Annotated in this window: 17 protein-coding genes, 2 tRNA genes and 3 pseudogenes; 15 read left to right on the top strand and 7 right to left on the bottom strand. The window is 56.8% G+C overall.

Annotated features, from left to right (window positions below):
• Positions 1-26: 26 nt before the first annotated feature.
• The 3 genes and pseudogenes from AS136_RS06355 to AS136_RS06345 form a co-directional block, all read left to right on the top strand.
• Complete coding sequence (locus tag AS136_RS06355) at positions 27-857, top strand: phytanoyl-CoA dioxygenase family protein (protein ID WP_023322922.1); 831 nt, start codon at positions 27-29, stop codon at positions 855-857.
• 61 nt (positions 858-918) lie between these two features.
• The gene (locus AS136_RS06350) at positions 919-1,302 is read left to right on the top strand and encodes a 5-carboxymethyl-2-hydroxymuconate Delta-isomerase (protein ID WP_032738873.1); all 384 of its coding nucleotides are present in this window, start codon (positions 919-921) and stop codon (positions 1,300-1,302) included.
• Positions 1,303-2,045: 743 nt separating this feature from the next.
• Positions 2,046-2,508, top strand: a pseudogene (locus tag AS136_RS06345) (phage baseplate assembly protein V); the annotation flags it as partial.
• A 120-nt stretch (positions 2,509-2,628) separates the two neighbouring features.
• Here AS136_RS06345 and AS136_RS26415 read toward each other — a convergent pair.
• Both AS136_RS26415 and AS136_RS06340 read right to left on the bottom strand, forming a co-directional pair.
• Positions 2,629-2,832: pseudogene (locus AS136_RS26415) on the bottom strand (Arm DNA-binding domain-containing protein); the annotation flags it as partial.
• Positions 2,833-2,993: 161 nt separating this feature from the next.
• Positions 2,994-3,069: transfer RNA gene (locus AS136_RS06340), tRNA-Asn, on the bottom strand.
• Between the two features lie 5 nt (positions 3,070-3,074).
• Between AS136_RS06340 and AS136_RS29315 the strand changes: the two genes are divergently transcribed.
• From AS136_RS29315 to AS136_RS06330, 3 genes are all read left to right on the top strand, one after another.
• On the top strand, positions 3,075-3,254 hold the full coding sequence (locus AS136_RS29315; protein ID WP_219163281.1) for a DUF5951 family protein: 180 nt from the start codon (positions 3,075-3,077) through the stop codon (positions 3,252-3,254).
• Positions 3,255-3,262: 8 nt separating this feature from the next.
• On the top strand, positions 3,263-4,699 hold the full coding sequence (locus AS136_RS06335; RefSeq protein ID WP_016161429.1) for an EmmdR/YeeO family multidrug/toxin efflux MATE transporter: 1,437 nt from the start codon (positions 3,263-3,265) through the stop codon (positions 4,697-4,699).
• Positions 4,700-4,827: 128 nt separating this feature from the next.
• Positions 4,828-4,903: transfer RNA gene (locus AS136_RS06330), tRNA-Asn, on the top strand.
• 170 nt (positions 4,904-5,073) lie between these two features.
• On the opposite strand, the gene AS136_RS06325 is transcribed toward AS136_RS06330, so the two are convergent.
• Positions 5,074-6,528 (bottom strand): AMP nucleosidase, encoded by a 1,455-nt coding sequence (locus tag AS136_RS06325; RefSeq protein ID WP_008804170.1) that lies wholly within the window; start codon positions 6,526-6,528, stop codon positions 5,074-5,076.
• Between the two features lie 130 nt (positions 6,529-6,658).
• Positions 6,659-6,904, bottom strand: coding sequence for a signal transduction protein PmrD (gene pmrD, locus AS136_RS06320; RefSeq protein ID WP_008804171.1), 246 nt, complete (start codon positions 6,902-6,904; stop codon positions 6,659-6,661).
• A gap of 270 nt (positions 6,905-7,174) precedes the next feature.
• On the opposite strand from pmrD, the gene AS136_RS06315 reads away from it, so the two are divergent.
• Positions 7,175-8,797 carry an alpha/beta hydrolase gene (locus AS136_RS06315; protein WP_023322918.1) on the top strand — a complete coding sequence of 541 codons (1,623 nt, stop codon included), beginning with the start codon at positions 7,175-7,177 and terminating at the stop codon, positions 8,795-8,797.
• Here AS136_RS06315 and AS136_RS06310 read toward each other — a convergent pair.
• The 3 genes and pseudogenes from AS136_RS06310 to acuR all read right to left on the bottom strand — a co-directional run bounded on the left by AS136_RS06310 (position 8,708) and on the right by acuR (position 11,437).
• The gene (locus AS136_RS06310; protein ID WP_023322917.1) at positions 8,708-9,640 is read right to left on the bottom strand and encodes a nucleoside recognition domain-containing protein; all 933 of its coding nucleotides are present in this window, start codon (positions 9,638-9,640) and stop codon (positions 8,708-8,710) included. The genes AS136_RS06315 and AS136_RS06310 overlap by 90 nt on opposite strands.
• Before the next feature lie 118 nt (positions 9,641-9,758).
• On the bottom strand, positions 9,759-10,679 hold the full coding sequence (locus tag AS136_RS06305; protein ID WP_232672667.1) for an MDR family oxidoreductase: 921 nt from the start codon (positions 10,677-10,679) through the stop codon (positions 9,759-9,761).
• A pseudogene (gene acuR / locus AS136_RS06300) lies at positions 10,612-11,437 on the bottom strand (acrylate utilization transcriptional regulator AcuR). The gene AS136_RS06305 and the pseudogene acuR overlap by 68 nt, the downstream one beginning before the upstream one ends.
• A 559-nt stretch (positions 11,438-11,996) precedes the next feature.
• Here acuR and AS136_RS06295 point away from each other — a divergent pair.
• The 8 genes from AS136_RS06295 to AS136_RS06260 all read left to right on the top strand — a co-directional run bounded on the left by AS136_RS06295 (position 11,997) and on the right by AS136_RS06260 (position 20,386).
• Positions 11,997-13,631: a Na+/H+ antiporter gene (locus tag AS136_RS06295; RefSeq protein WP_016161424.1), complete on the top strand. Its 1,635-nt coding sequence runs from the start codon at positions 11,997-11,999 to the stop codon at positions 13,629-13,631.
• Positions 13,632-14,058: 427 nt separating this feature from the next.
• Positions 14,059-15,015, top strand: coding sequence for a serine O-acetyltransferase EpsC (gene epsC, locus AS136_RS06290; RefSeq protein ID WP_012967641.1), 957 nt, complete (start codon positions 14,059-14,061; stop codon positions 15,013-15,015).
• Between the two features lie 63 nt (positions 15,016-15,078).
• Positions 15,079-15,984 carry a PLP-dependent cysteine synthase family protein gene (locus AS136_RS06285; RefSeq protein WP_012967642.1) on the top strand — a complete coding sequence of 302 codons (906 nt, stop codon included), beginning with the start codon at positions 15,079-15,081 and terminating at the stop codon, positions 15,982-15,984.
• Entirely contained in the window at positions 15,977-16,405 is a 429-nt protein-coding gene (locus AS136_RS06280; RefSeq protein WP_063266711.1) for a M67 family metallopeptidase, read from the top strand. The genes AS136_RS06285 and AS136_RS06280 overlap by 8 nt, the downstream gene beginning before the upstream one ends.
• A 59-nt stretch (positions 16,406-16,464) precedes the next feature.
• Positions 16,465-16,755, top strand: a complete 291-nt coding sequence (locus AS136_RS06275) for a MoaD/ThiS family protein (RefSeq protein ID WP_008804180.1) — start codon at positions 16,465-16,467, stop codon at positions 16,753-16,755.
• On the top strand, positions 16,752-17,927 hold the full coding sequence (gene moeB / locus AS136_RS06270) for a molybdopterin-synthase adenylyltransferase MoeB (protein WP_012541141.1): 1,176 nt from the start codon (positions 16,752-16,754) through the stop codon (positions 17,925-17,927). The genes AS136_RS06275 and moeB overlap by 4 nt, the downstream gene beginning before the upstream one ends.
• A 37-nt stretch (positions 17,928-17,964) precedes the next feature.
• On the top strand, positions 17,965-18,909 hold the full coding sequence (locus AS136_RS06265) for a family 2A encapsulin nanocompartment shell protein (protein ID WP_008804182.1): 945 nt from the start codon (positions 17,965-17,967) through the stop codon (positions 18,907-18,909).
• Positions 18,896-20,386 (top strand): cysteine desulfurase, encoded by a 1,491-nt coding sequence (locus AS136_RS06260; protein WP_032737119.1) that lies wholly within the window; start codon positions 18,896-18,898, stop codon positions 20,384-20,386. Before AS136_RS06265 ends, AS136_RS06260 begins: the two co-directional genes overlap by 14 nt.
• Positions 20,387-20,434: the final 48 nt, after the last annotated feature.

Raw genomic sequence — 20,434 nt, 5'->3', positions numbered from 1 at the left:
AAACCCGAAAACGATGGAGGTTGTACATGCAAACCGTCATGAAAAATGAGTCAAATCCAGGCTATACACCTTTCCAACTGAACTCCCAGCAAATTCTGGATTTTAGGGCTAACGGATGGATGAAGCTGGAAAACGTTATTTCGGCTGAAACAGTGCAGATGTTGCTGAATGAGGCCAGAACAAGGATGGGTGAAGTCGCACGCACAGTAGACCGTAACGACCCGGGCAAACAGATTGAGAATGCCTACCGCTGGTATGCGCGCTGGGATGAAGTCTCCAGCACTTGTCCGCAGATAAAGGCGCTCAGCCACTCTCCCCGGCTGGCCAGTATTGCCTCACAACTGGTGGGGGAAGATGTGCGTTTTTATTCCGACCATGTGTTCGCCAAGAACCCGGAATCCGAGGCGGGTGGAGATACGCCCTGGCACCAGGACTTTCCCCATCACCCTCTGGATCGGCAAGGTGCCTTGAACATCTGGATTGCGTTGGTGGATCTCACGCCTGAGATGGGCACCATGCAGTTTCTCAGTCGTAGTCATCGGGCGGGCATGCTGGGAAGATATTTCAACCGTCGTGATGACGTGACCTTGATCGACGAGCACCCGTGGGTACTGGATGAGTTCGAAATGTCGCCACCTATTTCACTCAAGGCCGGTGATGCAACTGTGCACGACATGAACGTCATCCACGCAGCACCGGCCAACAGTTCCAACACGCCGCGCTGGGTGTATTCGACGCTCTGGCTGCCGGTTTCTGCACGCTATACGGGAGCGTCCAACCACCGTACTGACCCGCTCGGATTGACACTCGACATGCCCATGGAACATCCCAAGTTCCCCATTATTCCAACCCGCTGACAGGCACATTCTCCGGCTGGCGATTGCCGGCCGGTGTTCGATTGAGCCAGAGGATCTGCACATGCCACATGTTTATCTTGAATATTCCGCAGGAGTAGATGACAACGTTAATGCCAGGGAAGCGATCCAGCGGCTTCATCAGGCGCTCGTCGAGGTATCCGGATTGCGACTGGACTTGGTCAAGACACGACTTATTCGGTACGACGACTACTTCATTGGTGACTGCAATGAACCTCAGGAATTCATCCACCTGAATGTTTCGACCGTGTCCGGAAAGGCCGGAGATGATGAGCAGCGGCGGGCGATCAGCGGTACGCTGCTGGATGTGCTTGCTGATATTTTCGAGCCTGTTTTGCAGCAACAAAAGGTGGATATTTCTGTACAGATCACTGAGGTACCGGCAAGTGGGTACGTACGCAGGCGGTCGACGACCTTGGTTCCATGATGCTTTGGTATGGTTGAGGGCTTGAAGGGATGTAGGTGAGGGCTCTACACCGGGACCACCGGAATTTCCGTTACCGAGGCTATTGATGCATATCAGCGGGGCTGGAGATCTTGCCAGAGAATTGGCTTTGCGTTGCTTTGTGGTATCTGGCATTTCATCGGACAAGGCCGGATGATGTATGCGCCGGACGTGAGGGACAGAAGTTAACTCGGCTGCTTTGGGCACTTCGCGCCGACCAGCAGCCTGCGTGCGATTTTGTCGTGTCGTTGCGCAACGGTCTCGTTGTTTCCCTACTGGCAACTGAACCGGCGCTTTCTGATCAGGGTGAGTAACTGGATCGCAAACTGCTGTACTTGCCGAAGGCGGCGCGTTAGCGACGTTGGATATTACGAGCCTGTGTGGTAGTGACGGTTCACCTGAGCACCTCAATTTGCTGCCGATCCACTCAGCCAAAGGTTGTGAATACGACGTGGTCATCATGGTCGGCTTGGGTCTGGATAACCTGACTTGACGTAATGAGACACCAGTGAGGTTGTACCAAAGCCGTCGTCTTTTCTATGTGGAGTTGACCTGTGCACGAGACGAGGTGCATATGCTGTATCCCATTTTTGTAGAGGGTCGCTACGGCCCGAGGTGTCTCGGGCGTTCGCCATTTCTGGATGAGCTGGAGGCACGAATGCATACGGCTGGTTTACGGTAGTTAATAATAAACACGTGACCGAATCTGTGGGCCGCCAGTATATGAAACTAACTGGATTAACTGGCTGACGCTGCGCGGCAATGGTGCCCGCACATAGTGTTCCGTCGCCGGATGAGCAGGTGGTGGTTCTGAGTATGGACGGCAGTCTCGAAACTGCGTTTGTACTGCCCTCCATTTACTCCAGACAGTTTGCACCGCCTTCGGATTCCGTGGACGGCTGCGTGACGCAGAACCCGGGCGGCGGCTGGTTAGAACACGAGCCTGCCACTGGGTGCTGGCATGTCCGGAGCATCAAATCCATAGTGATTCAGGTGGCAGACAATATTAGCCTCAAAATCACTTAGTTTGTCGTGGAGGTCGACACCATTCACATCAACAGCGAGGTGGTGATAAACGGCGCAGTCACCCAGGGGGGCGGCCCAATGAATTCCAACGGGATCGTAGTGGATGACCATACTTATATCAAAATTATGAAAGGTGGTGGCACGTCGGGAGGTCCGGTATGATGCTATATCTCGGCATGAGTCAGAACAACGGCAAGGGCATAACGGACTGTCGTTTTCGGAGCAGTAGCTGATTTGACGTACCATCTCCACAAAAAAGCTATCAGTCCTTATCCACTCAACGCGCCTCTGACGAGCGTAAGCCAGAGAAACATCGGGATAGGCACCTAAGCCGAGGCGAGATTCTTTACCATTAATATGATATTTGAGATACCAAAGACGTGAACCGCCTGGATTGACTAAAAGGTACAGTCCATGAGGATCGGAAACTTTGAAGGGTTTAGCGGAAGGTTTTAAGCTGCGGATTTTAGCGTCGTTCAGAGACATATGGTGGTCACTTCATAATCGAACTGAAATGACCCCAAATCAGACCACCAATCTTGCCCGATGCGGAGGGGAATATGAAAATTCATCAGGAAGACTTTTCACGCTAACCTGTTGAATCTAAATCGTATAAAGATTCGTGAAGATGCATGAAAACAAGAATTTGGCTCCTCTGACTGGACTCGAACCAGTGACATACGGATTAACAGTCCGCCGTTCTACCGACTGAACTACAGAGGAATCGTGTGGAGTCGTATCTTAGCGGCGAAAAATCTTTTGTCAAACATCAATTCGCCTGTTCAGGCGCAACTGCCGCTTCCATCAACAATTTGTTGTCATTTCCGACAATTATTCAGGAAAAATACTTTGCAGGATATCCATTTCTCAATCATCATTTGAAATGTTGTTTCAACATCTCTCACTAAGGTCTCTCTTGAACGTCACCTCCGCCGTACGCCAGGCCGTCGAACGGACATCCTGGTTTAAAAAACGTCAGCGTTATCGTGTGCTGTACTGGCGCGAAATCAGCCCTCTCGCTGTCCCCATTCTGCTGGAAAATGCCTGTGTGCTGTTGATGGGGGTATTGAGCACCTTCCTTGTCAGCTGGCTGGGAAAAGAGGCCATGGCCGGGGTGGGGCTGGCCGATAGCTTTAACATGGTGATCATGTCGTTCTTTGCCGCCATCGATCTTGGCACCACGGTGGTGGTGGCTTTTAGCCTTGGCAAGCGCGATCGGCGGCGGGCGAGAGCGGCCGCGCGTCAGTCGCTGGCCATTATGACGCTGTTTTCCATTTTGCTGGCGGGAGTGATCCATGCCTTTGGGCAGGAGATTATTGATTTTGTCGCCGGTGACGCCACTGCGCAGGTCAAGGCCCTGGCCCTGACCTATCTTGAGCTGACGGCGCTGAGCTATCCGGCGGCGGCGATTGCGCTGATCGGTAGCGGTGCACTGCGCGGCGCCGGAACCACCAAAATCCCGCTGCTGATCAATGGCGGGATGAATATCCTCAACATCTTAATCAGCAGCGTGCTCATCTACGGCATCTTCTCCTGGCCGGGGCTGGGGTTTGTCGGCGCCGGTCTTGGGCTGACCATTGCCCGCTATATTGGCGCGATAGCCACTATCTGGGTGCTGATGGTGGGTCTCAATCCGGCGCTGCGGCTGTCGCTGAAGGGCTACTTCAAACCCTTTAACTTCGCCATTATCTGGGAGGTGATGGGGATCGGCATCCCGGCCAGTATCGAATCGGTCCTGTTCAATGGCGGCAAGCTGCTGACCCAAATGTTTGTCGCCGGGATGGGTACCAACGTTATCGCCGGCAACTTTATCGCTTTTTCAGTGGCCTCGCTGATTAACCTGCCGGGCAACGCCCTCGGCTCCGCCTCGACGATCATCACCGGTAAGCGGCTGGGAAAAGGGCAGATTGGTCAGGCTGAATTCCAGGCCTGGCACGTATTTTGGCTGTCGACGATCATTCTGACGCTGATCGCCTGGGGCAGCGCCCCGTTCGCCGGCTTTATCGCCTCGTTCTATACCCATGAAGACGACGTGAAAGAGGTGGTGAAGCAGTTGCTGTGGCTCAACGCCCTGTTTATGCCAATCTGGTCGCTGTCGTGGACCTTACCCTGCGCGTTTAAGGGGGCCCGCGACGTTCGCTATACCATGTGGGTGTCGATGCTGGGCATGTGGGGCTGCCGGGTGGTGGCGGGCTATACGCTGGGTATCGTGCTGGGGATGGGCGTGATAGGCGTGTGGTTGGGGATGGTGCTCGACTGGGCGGTGCGCGGCGTGCTGTTTTACTTCCGCATGGTGAGCGGTCGCTGGCTGTGGAAGTACCCGCGCGTGAAGGCCACGTCGGAGGAAACCTGAGCCGTTTGCGGGGATGAACGCCATTTTTTGCGCAAAGTGAAGAATAATTCGGCAAACGATTCATTTTATTGAAAACAGGCTTTGACAGCGCCGGGCGTCATCGATAATATGCGCCCCGTTCACACGATTCCTCTGTAGTTCAGTCGGTAGAACGGCGGACTGTTAATCCGTATGTCACTGGTTCGAGTCCAGTCAGAGGAGCCAAATTTAAGAAGCCTGCTTTCGAGCAGGCTTTTTGCTTTTCTGCGCGCCACGCTTCCCTGTGGACGCACATCCAAAGTTCTCGCCGGGCCGTGTTCGTTTCGCTCATCCCGGCACTGACGATCCCCTGCAGGGAACGCCAGCGTGTTTCCTTTCTATCCCTGTGTCACCGGTTAACGGAACGGCGGTTCGTTGAAGGTGCGTAGCTTACGCGAGTGCATGTGATCCCCCTCGGCGCGCAGCAGGTCGATCGCCCGGATGCCTATCTGCAGATGCTCGGAGATAGCGCCCTCGTAGAAACGGTTGGCCTGGCCCGGTAGCTTGATTTCACCGTGCAGCGGCTTGTCCGAGACGCAGAGTAGCGTGCCGTAAGGCACGCGGAAGCGATAGCCCTGGGCGGCGATGGTCGCGCTCTCCATATCGATAGCCACCGCGCGGCTGAGATTAAAGCGCAGCGCCGAAGCAGAATAGCGCAGCTCCCAGTTACGGTCGTCGGTGGTGACCACCGTTCCGGTACGCAGCCGCTGCTTCACCTCCTCGCCGGGCATCCCGCTCACCTGCTTGGTGGCATCGTACAGCGCACGCTGCACTTCGGCAATGCTGGGGATCGGAATATCTGGCGGCAGTACCGCATCCAGCACATGGTCGTCGCGCAGATAGGCGTGGGCCAGCACATAGTCGCCGATAGCCTGGCTTTCACGCAGGCCGCCGCAGTGGCCAATCATCAGCCAGACATCGGGGCGCAGTACCGCCAGATGGTCACAAATGGTTTTGGCGTTAGCCGGGCCGACGCCAATGTTAATCAGGGTGATCCCTTTGCCGTCGTGGGTGATCAGATGCCAGGCTGGCATCTGGTGCTTCTTCCACGCCAGATCGGAAATGGCCTGTTCCGGCGCTTCCGTTTCCGCGGTGATCCAGATCCCGCCGGCGCAGGAGAGGGCGATATAGGGGCTGTCGGGATCGAGGATCTGGCTGCAGCCCCAGCTGACGAACTCATCCACATAGCGGGTATAGTTGGTGAACAGCACGTAGGGCTGGAAGTGTTCCGCCGGCGTGCCGGTGTAGTGACGCAGACGCGCCAGCGAAAAATCGACGCGGCGGGCATCAAAGTGCGACAGCGGATAGAACTCGGTAGGGTGGAACAGGCCATCCGCGGTCTCATCGCCAATCTGTGACAGCTCGGTGGTGGGAAAATAGCGCGTCAGACCAGCGCTCATCGAGCGGTCGAGGGTCAGGGTGGAGCCATCTATCACATAAGGATAGGGGATCTCATGCTGCGACAGCTCGACGCTGATATGCGCGCCATAGTCCTGATACAGCAGGGTCAGCTGTTCCAGCAAATAGTGGCGGAACAGTTTCGGATTCGTAATGGTGGTGGTATAGCAACCGGCATGGGTGAAACGTCCCCAGGCGCGCGTTTTGAGGGCTTTATGATCGGCGCCGTCCCAGGAGACCGACAGCTGCGGGTAGACAAAAAGGCCTTCCGCACGGGCTTCGGTATCAGGGAGCGTATTATGGTCGATATAGTCGCCGATGGCCTTGCGTAACGCCGTGACCGAGGCTTCATAGCGCGCTTCCAGCTCGGCAAGCGCTTGTTCCGGGGTCAGACTGGCGGCCTTGTGATTCATTATTCGCTCCTTGTTTCAGGTCTGCTGACATTCCCGATAGTATGTCACAGCGTGAAAAGGACGAAGGGGAATTTATATATTGGATGCGAAGATACTGAGACTATAACTGGCTAAGGGCCGGACGTGCTCTTTATCCGCCGAGTTTGGCCCAGCGCTCACTGCTATAATGAGTGGCTTTGAGGATCTTCAACGTCTGCGCCGGGTTATTATTCAGACAATAACGAGCATTGGCCAGCGGAGTGAGTTTATCGCCTTCCTGCAGGTGGAGGCGACAAGCTTCAATTTCCGCAATCATCTCCAGCGCACCGCTCTGCAGCACGACGCAGCAGGAGCTGGTCATTGAATTTTTTCGTACTTTTTTTACCCACCACTCCATCTATATCTTCCTGTCCTGATCGCGTCCCTGCCGATAATTCATGTTTCCTCAAGGTCTGACAATAAGATTATCCCCTTGGTTTATACAGTGTTTAAAAATACGCGACCGAACGTTGATCTCATCGGTAGGCTTTTTTTCACCGAACATGAATGATCTGCCGGGTTTAATTTGCCGGAACCGATGACTATGCTGAGAAGCAGACAGTGAAAATAGCCTGTCAGGAATAGGGCAGATGAGTTCGGCTACGCGAAAAATATAAGAGGGAGCGTCATGAAGCATGTTTTACGCCACTGGCGAACGTCGGGCGCCGTGATTGGCTCACTGCTAAAAAAAGGGATCATTGCGGTACTGGTGCTGCTGGTGGTCTTTCTCGCCGGGCGGATCTATGAGTCCCAGCGTGGCCCGGCCCTGCATCGCTGGCATACCTGGAGCGCCAACGAGATGTCGGCCGAAGAGATCGACCAGGCGACCTTTGCCCAGTATCTGGCGCGGGAGAAGACGATTTTCGCCGATCTCCAGCACGAGGTCACAGAGGCTTTGCCGGAGGAAGATAAAACCCCGGTCAACCGCTTTTATCGTCACAGCCGGGTCTGGCCGGGGCAGTTTAAGCAGGACTGGAATCGTTCTTTTGTGCTGTTGCCGCAGGGCAAGCCGCGCGGCAGCGTGGTGCTGCTCCATGGCCTGACTGATTCGCCCTACAGCGTGCGCTATCTGGCGCAACTCTGGCAGCAGCGGGGTTATGTGGCGGTGGTGCCGCGTTTGCCGGGACACGGCACCGCGCCGGGGGCGTTAACGGCGGTGGACTGGGAGACCTGGCTGGCGGCGACGCGTCTGGCAGTGCGCGAAGCGACGCGCCTGGCCGGGGCGGACGTGCCGCTGCATCTGGTCGGTTACTCTAACGGCGGCGCGCTGGCGCTCAAGTATGCTCTTGATAGCCTGGAAGACAATCACTTGCGCCAGCCGCAGCAGATTATCCTGCTGTCGCCGATGATCGGTGTGACCGCGTTTGCCCGTTTCGCTGGCCTCGCCGGGCTGCCGTCCATCTTCCCGGCGTTCGCCCGCGCGGCCTGGCTGAACGTGGCGCCTGAGTTTAATCCCTTCAAGTACAACTCCTTTCCGGTCAAGGCGGCAAGACAGTCCTGGTTATTGAGCCAGGCGCTGCAGCAGCAGATTATCCGCGCGTCCCGTCAGGGCGAGCTGAAAGCACTGCCGCCGGTCCTGACCTTTCAGTCGGTGATGGATTCCACGGTCAGCACCCGCGCGGTGGTGGAGTCCCTGTATCGTTACCTGCCGGATAACGGCAGCGAGCTGGTGGTGTTCGACATTAACCAGGCGGCGGATCTCCGGGTCCTGTTCCGTCCCGCGCTCTATGCGGCAGTCAATACGCTGCTGCCCCCGGCGCCGCGGGCCTATACCACCACGGTGGTGACCAACGCGACGGCGCACACGCTGCAGACCATCGCCCGTACCACGCTGGCGCAGGAGCGGGATGAGCATCGTTATCCGTTGCATCTCGCCTGGCCGGCGGATATGTACTCTCTGTCGCATGTGGCGGTGCCGTTTCCCCTGAGCGACTCGCTGTATGGTCGCGAGCCGGACGAGAAGAACCGCTACGGCATCAGCCTGGGCACCATTTCACTGCGTGGGGAAACCGGAACGCTGAGCGTGGGGCTGGAGACGTTAATGCGCGTCACCTCCAATCCTTTCTTTCCGTGGATGCTGGCGCGCGTCGATGAGCATATCACCTGCGGCGAGCAGGCGGCGGTGGCGGCCTGCCTGAAAGCGCAGGCCAGAGCAGAGGCGTTAAAACAGGATCAGGTGCAGAACGGTACGCAGCAGGATGCCGACGATCGCCGCGGGAACGACAAAGCGAAACAGGCGGACAAACCGTGAGCTGATGCCGAGAAAAATACCGATACCGGGGAGGTCAAAGGTCTGGATCAGCAGGCCGGCCGAGGCGTTGACCTGGCTGACGGTCACTTTGCCCTGCTGGATCAGCTCAGAAATGACGCCAAAGTAGGCGGTGCCCCCGGCGACGCACTTCACCAGCGCCGGCAGCACAAAGTTCTGCGGGATATGCAGCCAGCCAAGTACCGGCTTCAGCGCCTGCTGTAGCAGGTCAATGGCCCCGGCGCCCTGCAGCAGTCCGACGATGGTTAACGACAGGATCAGCATCGGGACTGCGCCGAGCGCCAGGCGGATGGCGTCGGAGCCGGCGCTGTTGATCACCGCCAGTATGCCCTGGCTGTTTTGCTCGGCGTTGGGCAGCGCTTCCGCGCGGGGATTCTCGGCGACCGATAAGCGCCGTCCGGTGACGTGCCAGGCGACGGCGGCCGCGCACAGCCCGCCGACCACCGAGATAACGATCGAGGCCAGCCAGTGCAGACCAAAAGGGGTGAGGGGATAAAAGACGTTGCCTTGCCCCATGGCGAACACCATGGCCAGCGTGGCGGTCATTTGCCGGTCCGAGACGCCGCGTTTGTCCATAATCGACAGCGTCGCAAGCGGGGCGGCGAAGCTGACAAAGTTAATCTGGATCAGGGCGAAGGCGCTCATCCCGGTTAAGCCGAAGGGCTTCAGCAGCGGGGCAACCCAGCGAACAATCACATCGAGGATGCCGCGGACCTCCAGATATTTCATGATGATCAGCATGATCACCATAATCGGCAACAGCGTATACAGTGCAACGTCAACGGATGATTTACCCGCCGCCATAATGATGCTTATGACATCCATTTACTTTTTTACCACTCGCAAAGGCATCGGTTCGCGTCATCATAATCCCGCGGGGAAGGAAATGATATGCCTTGATCCTCTCGAAGTCCGGCGCACCACGGGCGCCGGGAGAAGAGGATTACTGGCCGATATTGACCAGCGTCCGGCCGTGAATCGTGTTGCTGAGGAAATCTGCGGCATACGCTGGCGCCTGCTCCAGCGTGATTTCGGTGGCCGCCTGCTGGTAGTAGCTCTCCGGCAGAAGCTGGGCCAGACGCTGCCAGACGGCGTTGCGTTCAGCGGTCGGCACCATCACCGAGTCCACCCCCTGCAGGCGCACGTTGCGCAGAATAAACGGCATCACGGTGGTCGGCAGATCGAAGCCCCCGGCCAGACCGCAGGCGGCGACGCAGCCGCGGTATTGCGTCTGCGCCAGCACTTTGGCCAGCATCGTGCCGCCTACGGTATCCACCGCGCCCGCCCACAGCTGTTTCTCCAGCGGACGGGTCTCCGCGAAGTCGCTGCGCGGCAGGATCGCATCGGCGCCCAGCTGGCGAAGATAATCGTGCGTCGATTCCCGGCCCGATACCGCCGTCACCCGGTAGCCCAGCGCTTTTAGCAACACCACGGCGGTGCTGCCGACCCCGCCGCTGGCGCCGGTAACCAGGATTTCCCCGCTTTCCGGAGTGACGCCCGCATTGACGAGGGCATCAACGCACAGCATCGCGGTAAAGCCGGCGGTGCCGATGATCATCGCCTGGCGCGCGCTGAGCGCCGCCGGCAGGGCAACCAGCCAGTCACCTTTGACGCAGGCTTCGGTGGCCAGGCCACCCCAGTGGTTTTCGCCTACGCCCCAACCGGTCAGGATCACGTCCTGACCGGGAGCAAAGCGCGGATCGCGGCTTTCACTCACCCGGCCCGCAAAATCGATACCAGGCACCATCGGGAACTGACGGATGATTTTGCCTTTGCCGGTGATCGCCAGGGCATCTTTATAGTTGAGACTCGACCAGTCGATAGCGACCCGAACGTCGCCTTCGGCAAGGGCGGGCAGGTCGATCGCTTTGATGGCGGCGACGGTGCGGTTGTCGATCTGGTCCAGAACTAATGCTTTCATGACAGAGTATTCCTCGTCGGAAGGGGGTTATCGGCGCTAACGCCGTCCTGTGCAGGTGTTTTTGTTGTCATACTGTGCGCAAAAAATTCCCAGTACTGGTGAAGCGGTGCGGCGGACTGGCACAGCCTGGCGCGCATCACCGCGCCTTCCCAGCCGATCCAGAAGACCTGGGCCAGCGCGTCCGGTGAGGCGTCGCGGGCGATCGCTCCGGCAGCCTGCGCCTCGTGCAGGCAGCGGGCCACGCGCGACTCCCATGCCGTCAGAATCGCTTTTAATCGCCCGGGAAAGGTGTCGGGTAACAGAGGGGCTTCCTGCAGGAGGTTGCCCACCAGGCAACCGCGGCGAAACTGGTATTTCTCCATCCCCTGGCCGGCATGACGCACAAAAGCCGCCATCCGTTCCAGCGGCGGCACGGCGTCGTCCAGCAGGAATTTATCTAATTTATGCGCAAAAAAGTCGCCATAGGCGCTAAGCACGGCCAGGCCAAAGGCCTCCTTGCTTTTAAAGCAGTGATAAAACGATCCCTTGGGCACATCGATATTCCTGATAACGGCCTCGATACCTGCCGCGAGATAGCCCGTTTCGGTCAGCACTTCAAGGCCTGAGCGAATCAGCGCCTGGCGCGTATCGTCAAACTGGCGATCGACCTTGGGTGGACGACCGCGGCGGGGCTTCAGGACGGCGGAGGTATCGGGATTCATCATTTAGACCGTGTGGTTTAATTGTTGGTCAGGGTACGCCCAAACCCGGGATGGGGCAAGCGCAGCGTGGCGGAGGAGAGGGATGTCGAAAACCAGGGTCAGGAAGGCGGCCTGGCATGAGCATGTTCTGGCACTGTACGGCGATAACCGTTGTTTTCGGCAGTGAAATATTACTCTGCGAATTCTATTATGTTGCCTGGTAATATCCGTATTCGAAATACGATAAGAAGAACTAATAATATAAAAATATATTGATCCGTGATTACCATCAGGTGGGATAGACGAGCGCCAGAGATACCTGCATTGCGCTGTCGCAGACGCGGATTGTCAATTATTTGCAGACGATGGCGGATTGACAAAGGCGGTACGATAAAACACATTGTCACCCCTGGTTCGGCATGAGGCGCACCGTAGTTTAAATAACATCGCCATCATACAGAGATTGCTGACCTCTATTATCGGCGTCTGAAGCAATAAACCGGCGATGAAACAACACCTGCAAGGAAAGGAATAAAAGCGTGATGTACAGAATGAGTATTGCCGTCAGAGGAGGGGGCGAATGTCGCTAATTACTATTGTGTTGGTCTTTATGATGGCCATCGTCGTGACCGTGTTCGTGTCTCATCTTCTGCCCGTTAAGGTGCCGCTGCCGCTGATCCAGATCGCTGCAGGCGCTGCGCTGGCCGCCGGCGGATTTCAGGTCGATTTCGATCCGCATATCTTTTTGCTGCTGTTTATTCCGCCGCTGCTTTTCCTCGATGGCTGGCGGATCCCCAAAGACGCCTTTTTCAGGGATATGAAGCCGATTCTGTCGCTGGCGATAGGCCTGGTGATGGTGACGATCCTCGGCATTGGTCTGTTTATACACTGGCTGATCCCGGCTATCACCGTGGCCGCGGGGTTCGCCCTCGCGGCTATTCTGTCACCCACCGATCCGGTGGCGGTATCGGCAATGACAGCCAGCTCACCGCTTCCCTCAAGGATGGCGCATATTCTCGAAGGGGAGTCGCTGTTAAACGATGCTTCAGGCCTTGTCGCCTTTAACTTCGCCATCGCCGCGGTGCTGACCGGCAGCTTCTCTCCGGGAGACGCAGTGGTGAAGTTTTTCCTGATGGCGTTTGGGGGGATCCTCAGTGGCCTCGTGGTGGTGTGGGTCACCGGCAAATGCAACAACTTTCTCGTGCGGCGCACCCGCGAGGAGCCGGCAATTCAGATCCTGATAAGCCTGCTTATCCCCTTCGCCGCCTACCTGCTGGCCGAGGCGTTCCATGTCTCAGGCATTCTTGCTGCGGTGGCCGCCGGCATTGCGATGCACTATGAGCAGCTGTCGGGTCCCCGACTGCCGGCGACGCGTATGAAAAGCAGCGCGGTGTGGACCATGCTGCAGACCACCCTCAATGGCATGATTTTTCTCATGCTGGGCGAGCAGCTGCCGCGCATGCTGAATACGCTTCCTGCGGTGGCCAGTCAGGCCGGCGTCTCGTCTCCCTGGTATCTGCTGCTGTACGCGGTGGCCATCACCCTGGCGCTTGGCCTGATGCGCTTTGCCTGGGTATGGCTGTCGATGACCCTGACGATTTTCCGCCGCAAGCGCCGGGGCAAGGCTATCACTATTCGTCCGCGATTCAGCATTATGGCCGTCATGGCGCTGGCGGGGGTAAAAGGTTCCGTCACCCTTGCCGGTATCCTGACACTACCGGTATTGCTGGCGGATGGCTCGCCGTTTCCGGGGCGGGAACTGCTGATCTTTCTCTCAATGGCGGTGATCCTGATGTCGCTCATCGTGGCGGCTGTTGGCCTGCCGTACATGACCCAGTATCTTGCCGATGATTTACCCCATGACACCGGAAAGGACAATATCGGTGCGGTGATGACCGAAGTGGCGATTAACCGCCTGAATGCGCTGCTGGACGAGTCGGTGGACGATCCGAATGAGCAGGCTTTGCGGGTCGATGCGGGCAATATGCTGCTGGAAACGTACCAGCGGCGGCTGCACTATAACGACAGTGACGAGGAGCAGGACGTCGGGCTGGAGCTGGCGAAGCGCGCCAGGCTGGAGAAGTATATGCAAAGGGAGGTCATTATCGCCCAGCGTCAGGAGCTGTTCCGGCTGCGGCGCGCCCATAACATCAGTGATACGACCTTTTATGAAGTGCTGCGGGAGATAGACCTCAAGGAAGAAAGCTTGCGCTAACAAACATGGCCGGTGGGCCGGGGCGTAAGCGCTGAAAGGGGCTGGTTCGCCTTCCGGAAGAGGTGTTCTGCCGCTGTATAAAACAAAGCCTGCTGGAAAGCAGGCTTTTTTTATGTTGGCGGCCTGGACTGGCGAACAGTGGCAGATGGGGCGAGTTGCTCTGAAAGCAAACCTCTGGCTCTACTTATTGCAAGGAACCTGCTTTTCCCCATCTCACTGGGGTTTGACGCCTACAATGCTTGACCAGGCGGGACGCGATGTCACGACTGAGCGAGGTGAGGGGGGAAGAATACCTTGATTTTTAACTATTTATTCTTTTCAGCTATTTAAAGTCAATAAGGTTATTTGTTTTTAATGTGGGTAATGCATAAAAGTGAGGTAACGCCAAAAAGAATTTTATCGATGTGCTTTTATGAAGGATATTATTATGCCGGAAGCGGGTGAATTGTATCTCTTGCCGAAAAGAGAAAATAACTGGCATTTAAATAATGTCGTCAATGAATTGCGTCGCGTTCGCCAGGCGTGGCGCGATGAGCACGCGAAGAATAATTATCGTAATAAACGGAGTTTACCTTCCCGGGAAAGCGTTAATTCCGTCGCGGATACATTGATAAAAGTGCTTTATCCGATGCGCTTAGGCGACGTGGACTTACGCAAAGAGGGGGAAGATTATTACGTCGGCCATTTGCTGGGCACCGCGCTGGACAGGCTCACCGAAGAAGCACTTCTGGAACTCTATTATCAGTCGGATGAGCAGGCGGAAAATGAGGTCCTGTTGCAGGAGGCGGTCAGACGCGTTCAGCAGTTTGCCAACCGTTTACCGGTGATTCGTCAGCGTCTTGACGGTGATATCCTCGCCGCTTATCAGGGTGACCCCTCCGCGCGCAGCATGGATGATGTGCTGCTCTGCTACCCGGGAATTCATGCGGTGATGCACTATCGGCTGGCCCATGAGCTGCATCAGCTCGACCTTCCGCTGCTGGCGCGCATCATCACGGAAAAGGCGCATAGCCAGACCGGAATCGATATTCATCCCGGTGCGCAGATTGATGACGGATTCTTTATCGATCACGGAACCGGCGTGGTCATTGGTGAAACTGCCATCGTCGGCAAACGAGTACGTATTTATCAAGCCGTCACCCTGGGGGCCAAACGTTTCCTCGTCGGTGAGGACGGACAATTGCAAAAAAATTATCCTCGCCACCCTATTATTGAAGATGACGTTGTGATTTATGCCGGCGCGACAATCCTCGGGAGAATTACCATTGGGGCGCGCTCCAGCATCGGAGGAAATATCTGGCTAACTCGTGATGTGCCACCGGACAGTAATGTTCAACAGGCGCGAATACAGCAGAGACATTTCAGCGACGGCGACGGCATTTAATCATTACAGGAATAAATAAACCTATCGTTCCCGTACCATTAAAATAGCAGCGTGATCATTATCATGAATTTACTTGAAACGATTGGCGAGACGCCTTTAATAGCCTTGCCCTCTTTTTCTGCAGAATTATCGGGTGTCACGCTGCTGGCGAAAGCTGAATTTATGAATCCCAGCGGCTCGGTGAAAGACCGCGCGGCAAAAGCGATGGTACTGGACGGAATTGCGCGGGGGTTATTGACGCCGGATAAAACTATTATTGATGCGACCAGCGGTAATACCGGAATTGCTTACGCGATGATCGGCGCCGCGCTGGGGTATCACGTTCGGCTGTATCTCCCGCAGAATACCAGCCCGGAGCGTAAAAAAATAATTCGTCAGTATGGCGCCACGATTGTGGAGACTGATCCGCTTGAAGGTTCCGATGGCGCTTATCTTGAAGTCCAGGCCCAGGTCGCCGCACACCCGGAGCGCTATTTTTATCCCGACCAGTATAACAACCCCGTTAATCCGCAAACGCATTTCGCGACCACCGGGAAAGAGATCTGGGAGCAAAGCGGAAAGCAAGTCACCCATTTTGTCGCCGGGATGGGCACGTCAGGCAGTTTTGTCGGCACCGCCCGGCGGCTGAAGTTTGAGGATCCGCGGGTGAAAACCCTCGCCGTTCAGCCCGCTTCGCCATTCCATGGCATTGAAGGGACTAAGCATATGGGCAGCAGTATTAAACCCGGCATTCTCGACGAAACCCTGTTTGATGATGTGATTTCCGTCACCACCGAGGAGGCCTATGCGAGTGCGCGACGCCTCGCCCGGCGGGACGGCATTTTTGTCGGTATTTCATCTGGCGCCAATGTTGCCGCCGCCGCACGGCTGGCCCGCACGCTGCCGGCTGGTTCGGTGGTGGTCACGCTGCTGTGCGATGTGGGCTCCCGCTATTTGACCGACCCTTTCTGGAATGAAACCCATGATTGAATTGACTCGTGAAATCGCCAGGCAGATTGGCGCTGAAGGGGAAAAGACCTATCCCAATGAATGCTGTGGTGCGCTTTTTGGTCATTTATCTGCGCAGGGCGATGGCCGCGTGACGGCGATTTTCCCCATCGTCAACGCGCGGGAATCGGAAGTGCAGTACCACCGCTTTGTTATCACCGCCGACGACGCCTTGCGGGCGGAGCGTGCTGCGCTGGCGGAAGGTGTGGATGTCATCGGCTATTACCATTCGCACCCCGATCATCCGGCCATTCCATCGGAATTTGACCGTGAACATGCCCTGCCGTTTTACGCCTACATCATCGTGGCGGTCGCGCAGCGGCAGGCGGGGGCGCTGACCAGCTGGCGGCTCACGCAGGACCGCCTGCGCTTTTTGCAGGAGGAAGTGCACATCGTTTCATGACGTGAATAACAGGCACAACGTTGCCGGAAACCAGAGCAAAACACGGAGAGATTATCACTATGGCATCGACATTACTGATCCCCACTGCGCTACGCGCGTTCACCGACGGTCAGGGGAAGGTGACCCTCGAAGGTCACACCGTTGGGCAACTGGTCGCGGCGCTGGCGGCGCGATATCCGGACATTCAGCCGCATCTGTATGACGACGCAGGCGCGTTGCGCAGCTTTATCAATCTGTATGTGGGTGAGCACAATATTAAAACTACCGGTGGGCTGGAGACGCCGGTTAGCGATGGGGCGGAAGTGTTGCTGGTTCCCGCCATTGCCGGTGGCGTCGGGAAGGCGATATGAGCAGACCGAGCATTATCCCGGACGACCGTCTGTCGGCGCTGACGCATGCTGAGATTGCCCGCTACAGCCGCCACTTGCTGCTGCCGGAAGTCGGGCTTGAGGGGCAAAAGCGTCTGAAGGCCGCCCGCGTGTTACTTATTGGCACCGGCGGGTTGGGGGCGCCAGTGGCGCTTTATCTGGCCGCGGCGGGGGTTGGTAAGCTGGGGATTGTCGACTTTGATTTTGTCGATATCTCCAACCTGCAAAGGCAGATTATTCACAGCACCAAAGATATTAACCGCCCCAAAGTCGCTTCGGCGAAAGACAAGATTAAAGCAATTAACCCCGAGATTCAGGTGGAAACCTATAACACCACCCTGAGTAGTAAAAACGCGCTCGAGATCATCCGCGAATACGACCTGGTGGTCGACGGCACGGACAATTATCCCACCCGGTATCTGATCAACGATGCCTGCGTGTTACTGGGTAAGCCGCTGGTCTACGGCTCCATCTTCCAGTTTGAAGGGCAGGCCAGCGTTTTTTATGCCGGGCAAGGGCCCTGCTACCGCTGCCTTTATCCCGAGCCACCGCCGCCGGGGCTGGTGCCCTCCTGCGCGGAAGGCGGCGTGGTCGGTGTGTTGCCGGGCATTATTGGCACTATTCAGGCCGCGGAAGCCATCAAGCTTATCGTCGGCGGCAGCGAGAGCCTGATCGGCCGTCTGCTGCTCTTCGATGTGTGGCAGATGAAGCAACGTGAACTGCGGCTGGAGAGGGACCCCGGCTGTCCGGTCTGCGGTGAGCATCCGTCGATCCATGCGCTCATCGACTATGAGGAGTTTTGCGGGCTGAAACCTGATGAGTCAGAAGCACCCATTGAAAGCGTCACGGCGCTTGAGCTTCATGCGTGGATAGAGGAGGGAAAACCCCTGCAACTGATCGACATTCGTGAGCCCCACGAAAGAGCGATCGCAAAATTTCCGCAGGCCAAAGTGATGCCGCTGGGCCAGATAGTCAGACGTATCGATGAATTCGATCCGACGGTCGATGCGGTGTTTCTGTGCAAGATAGGGCAGCGCAGTATTTTCGCCATTCGGGCACTCCAGCGCGCAGGTTATCAGGGGCGCGTGATGAATTTAAAAGATGGCCTAAACGCCTGGGCGCGGGATGTCGATACCCGTTTACCGCAGTACTAACCTTCAGCTCCACTCTTTCAAACACTAAGGACTTATCATGGCAGAACAAAAAAGCATTAATGCACTGGGGCGTGAAGCCGCGTATCAGTTAGCGAATGTGACCAAAACGGCGCCGCAATTTGCGGCAATTACTCCGCGCTGGGTCAGTCGTTTTCTCGATTATAAAGGGCTGGAGTCGGGCATTTATCGCGTCAACAAGGTCGTGGAGGGGGAGACGCCGCTGGACGTATTATGCAGCCAGGACCCTTCACGCGTAGAGATACCACAGGGCTATATTGAGTATCAGACCACACCGCGCGAATATCAGCTGGATTCGATCTCGACCATTATTAACGTTGATACCAAAATTGCCGATCTCTACAGTTCGCCCTATGACCAGGCGTCAGAGCAAATTGCGCTGGCGATCGAAAGCCTGCGTGAACGCCAGGAAAGCCAGCTTATTAATAATGATGAATATGGACTGCTGAAAAATATTGATGACTCGCAGCGCATTCAGACCCGCAACGGCCGCCCGACGCCGGATGATCTGGATGAGTTGTTGTCAAAAGTGTGGAAAGAGCCTTCCTTCTTCCTCGCCCATCCGCGGGCCATTGCCGCCTTTCAGCGTGAAGCCACGCGACGCGGTGTGCCGCCGGTCACGGTGAACCTGCATGGCGGGACTTTTATTCTGTGGCGCGGTATTCCGCTGATCCCTTCCGATAAACTTTTTGTCGACGGACTGAAGAACCCAAAAAGCCAGGGCGGGAAAACCAATATTCTGCTGATTCGCTCCGGGGAAAGTAAACGCGGCGTGCTGGGGCTTTATCAGGAAGGGCTGCCAAACGAGCAGTCTCGCGGGCTGTCGGTGCGCTTCCGCGGGATCGATGATAACGGCGTGGCCTCTTATTTACTCTCACTTTATTGCTCCGCCGCGATCCTGGCCGATGATGCCATTGCTGTGCTGGAAGATGTTGAAGTGGGTGAATATTATGACTACGAGTAATTTATTCACGCTTCCCTTTGCGCCGGGCGGATGGCCCGGCGAGGCGGATGACGCCCCCTCTGCACGCGATTATGGTCTGCCCGACGCGCGGGATCTGCAAGGGTTGCTGAGCGATACGCCCGCCCGTCCGCGCGGAGTGGAGACGGCCTACGCGCCGCGGGTGGTGCCACTGGGCCAGGAGGGCAGGGCGGATATCACCCCTCGCGGGTTTGCAACATTGCCTGCTTTCGGCTCCCGGCCTGCGCCAGCGGCGCGGGTTGGGCAGATCCCGGTTGAGCGGATCCGTGCAGATTTTCCGATCCTTGCCGAACAGGTGGAGGGGCATCCGCTGGTGTGGCTGGATAATGCCGCGACGACCCAGCGCCCGAAGCAGGTTATCGATCGCATCAGCCATTATTATTTGCACGAAAACTCGAACGTTCATCGGGCGGCGCATACGCTTGCCGCTCGTTCCACCGATGCTTATGAAGCCGCGCGAGAGAAAGTATCGCGTTTTATTGGCGCCCGCGGCCCGGAGAATATTATCTTTGTGCGCGGCACCACGGAGGGACTCAATCTTATCGCTCACAGCTACGTGAAGCCGCTGCTACGCCCTGGGGATGAAATTATCCTCACGCAGCTTGAGCATCACGCCAACATTGTGCCGTGGCAACTTATTGCGCAGGAGACGGGCGCGACGATCCGCGTTGCGCCGGTTGATGAGCACGGACAGCTGATTGTCGAGGAGTATATTCGGTTATTCAACGATAAAACCCGTTTTGTGTCCGCCACTCACGTTTCCAACGCCCTGGGGACCGTGACGCCGGTTCAGGAACTGGTGCAGATCGCCCATCGTTTTGGCGTACGTATCGCCATCGACGGCGCGCAGTCTATCTCACATATTCCGACCAACGTCACGGCGCTGGATGCCGATTTCTTTGTCTTCTCCGGGCATAAAATTTTTGGACCTACCGGGATCGGCGTCGTCTATGGCAAGCAGGAGGTGCTGGAAGAGGCGCGCCCGTACCAGGGCGGCGGGAACATGATTGCCGACGTGACCTTTGAGCTGACGCGCTATCAGCCTTCGCCGAATAAATTTGAAGCGGGAACGGGCAATATTGCCGATGCCGTCGGGCTGGGGGCGGCCATCGACTATGTGACCTCACTGGGGATTGAAAATATTGCGCAGTATGAGCATGCCTTACTGGAGTATGGGATTGCGAAGCTGTCGGCTATTCCGGGCCTGACGCTGGTCGGCACCGCGGCGAACAAAACCAGCGTCTTGTCTTTTGTGCTGGCGGGGCATGAAAATGAAGCCGTGGGGCGCTATCTCAGTCAGGTTGGCATCGCTGTGCGGTCCGGGCATCACTGTGCGCAACCGATCCTGCGTCGTTTGGGCTATGAGAGTACCGTCCGGCCTTCGCTGGCTTTTTATAACACGCCGCAGGAAATTGATTTTCTCGCCGAACAGGTTGCCCGATTTGCCGCGCGGCAATGACGCCGTAAACCGCGTAAGGCCGCATGAAAACCGAAAAGCAAAAAGCCT

The organism is Klebsiella sp. D5A, assembly GCF_001620885.1.
GTDB lineage: Bacteria > Pseudomonadota > Gammaproteobacteria > Enterobacterales > Enterobacteriaceae > Klebsiella > Klebsiella variicola.
Note: the sequence above shows the minus strand (reverse complement) of the source record. Positions and strands in the feature narration are given on the sequence as shown.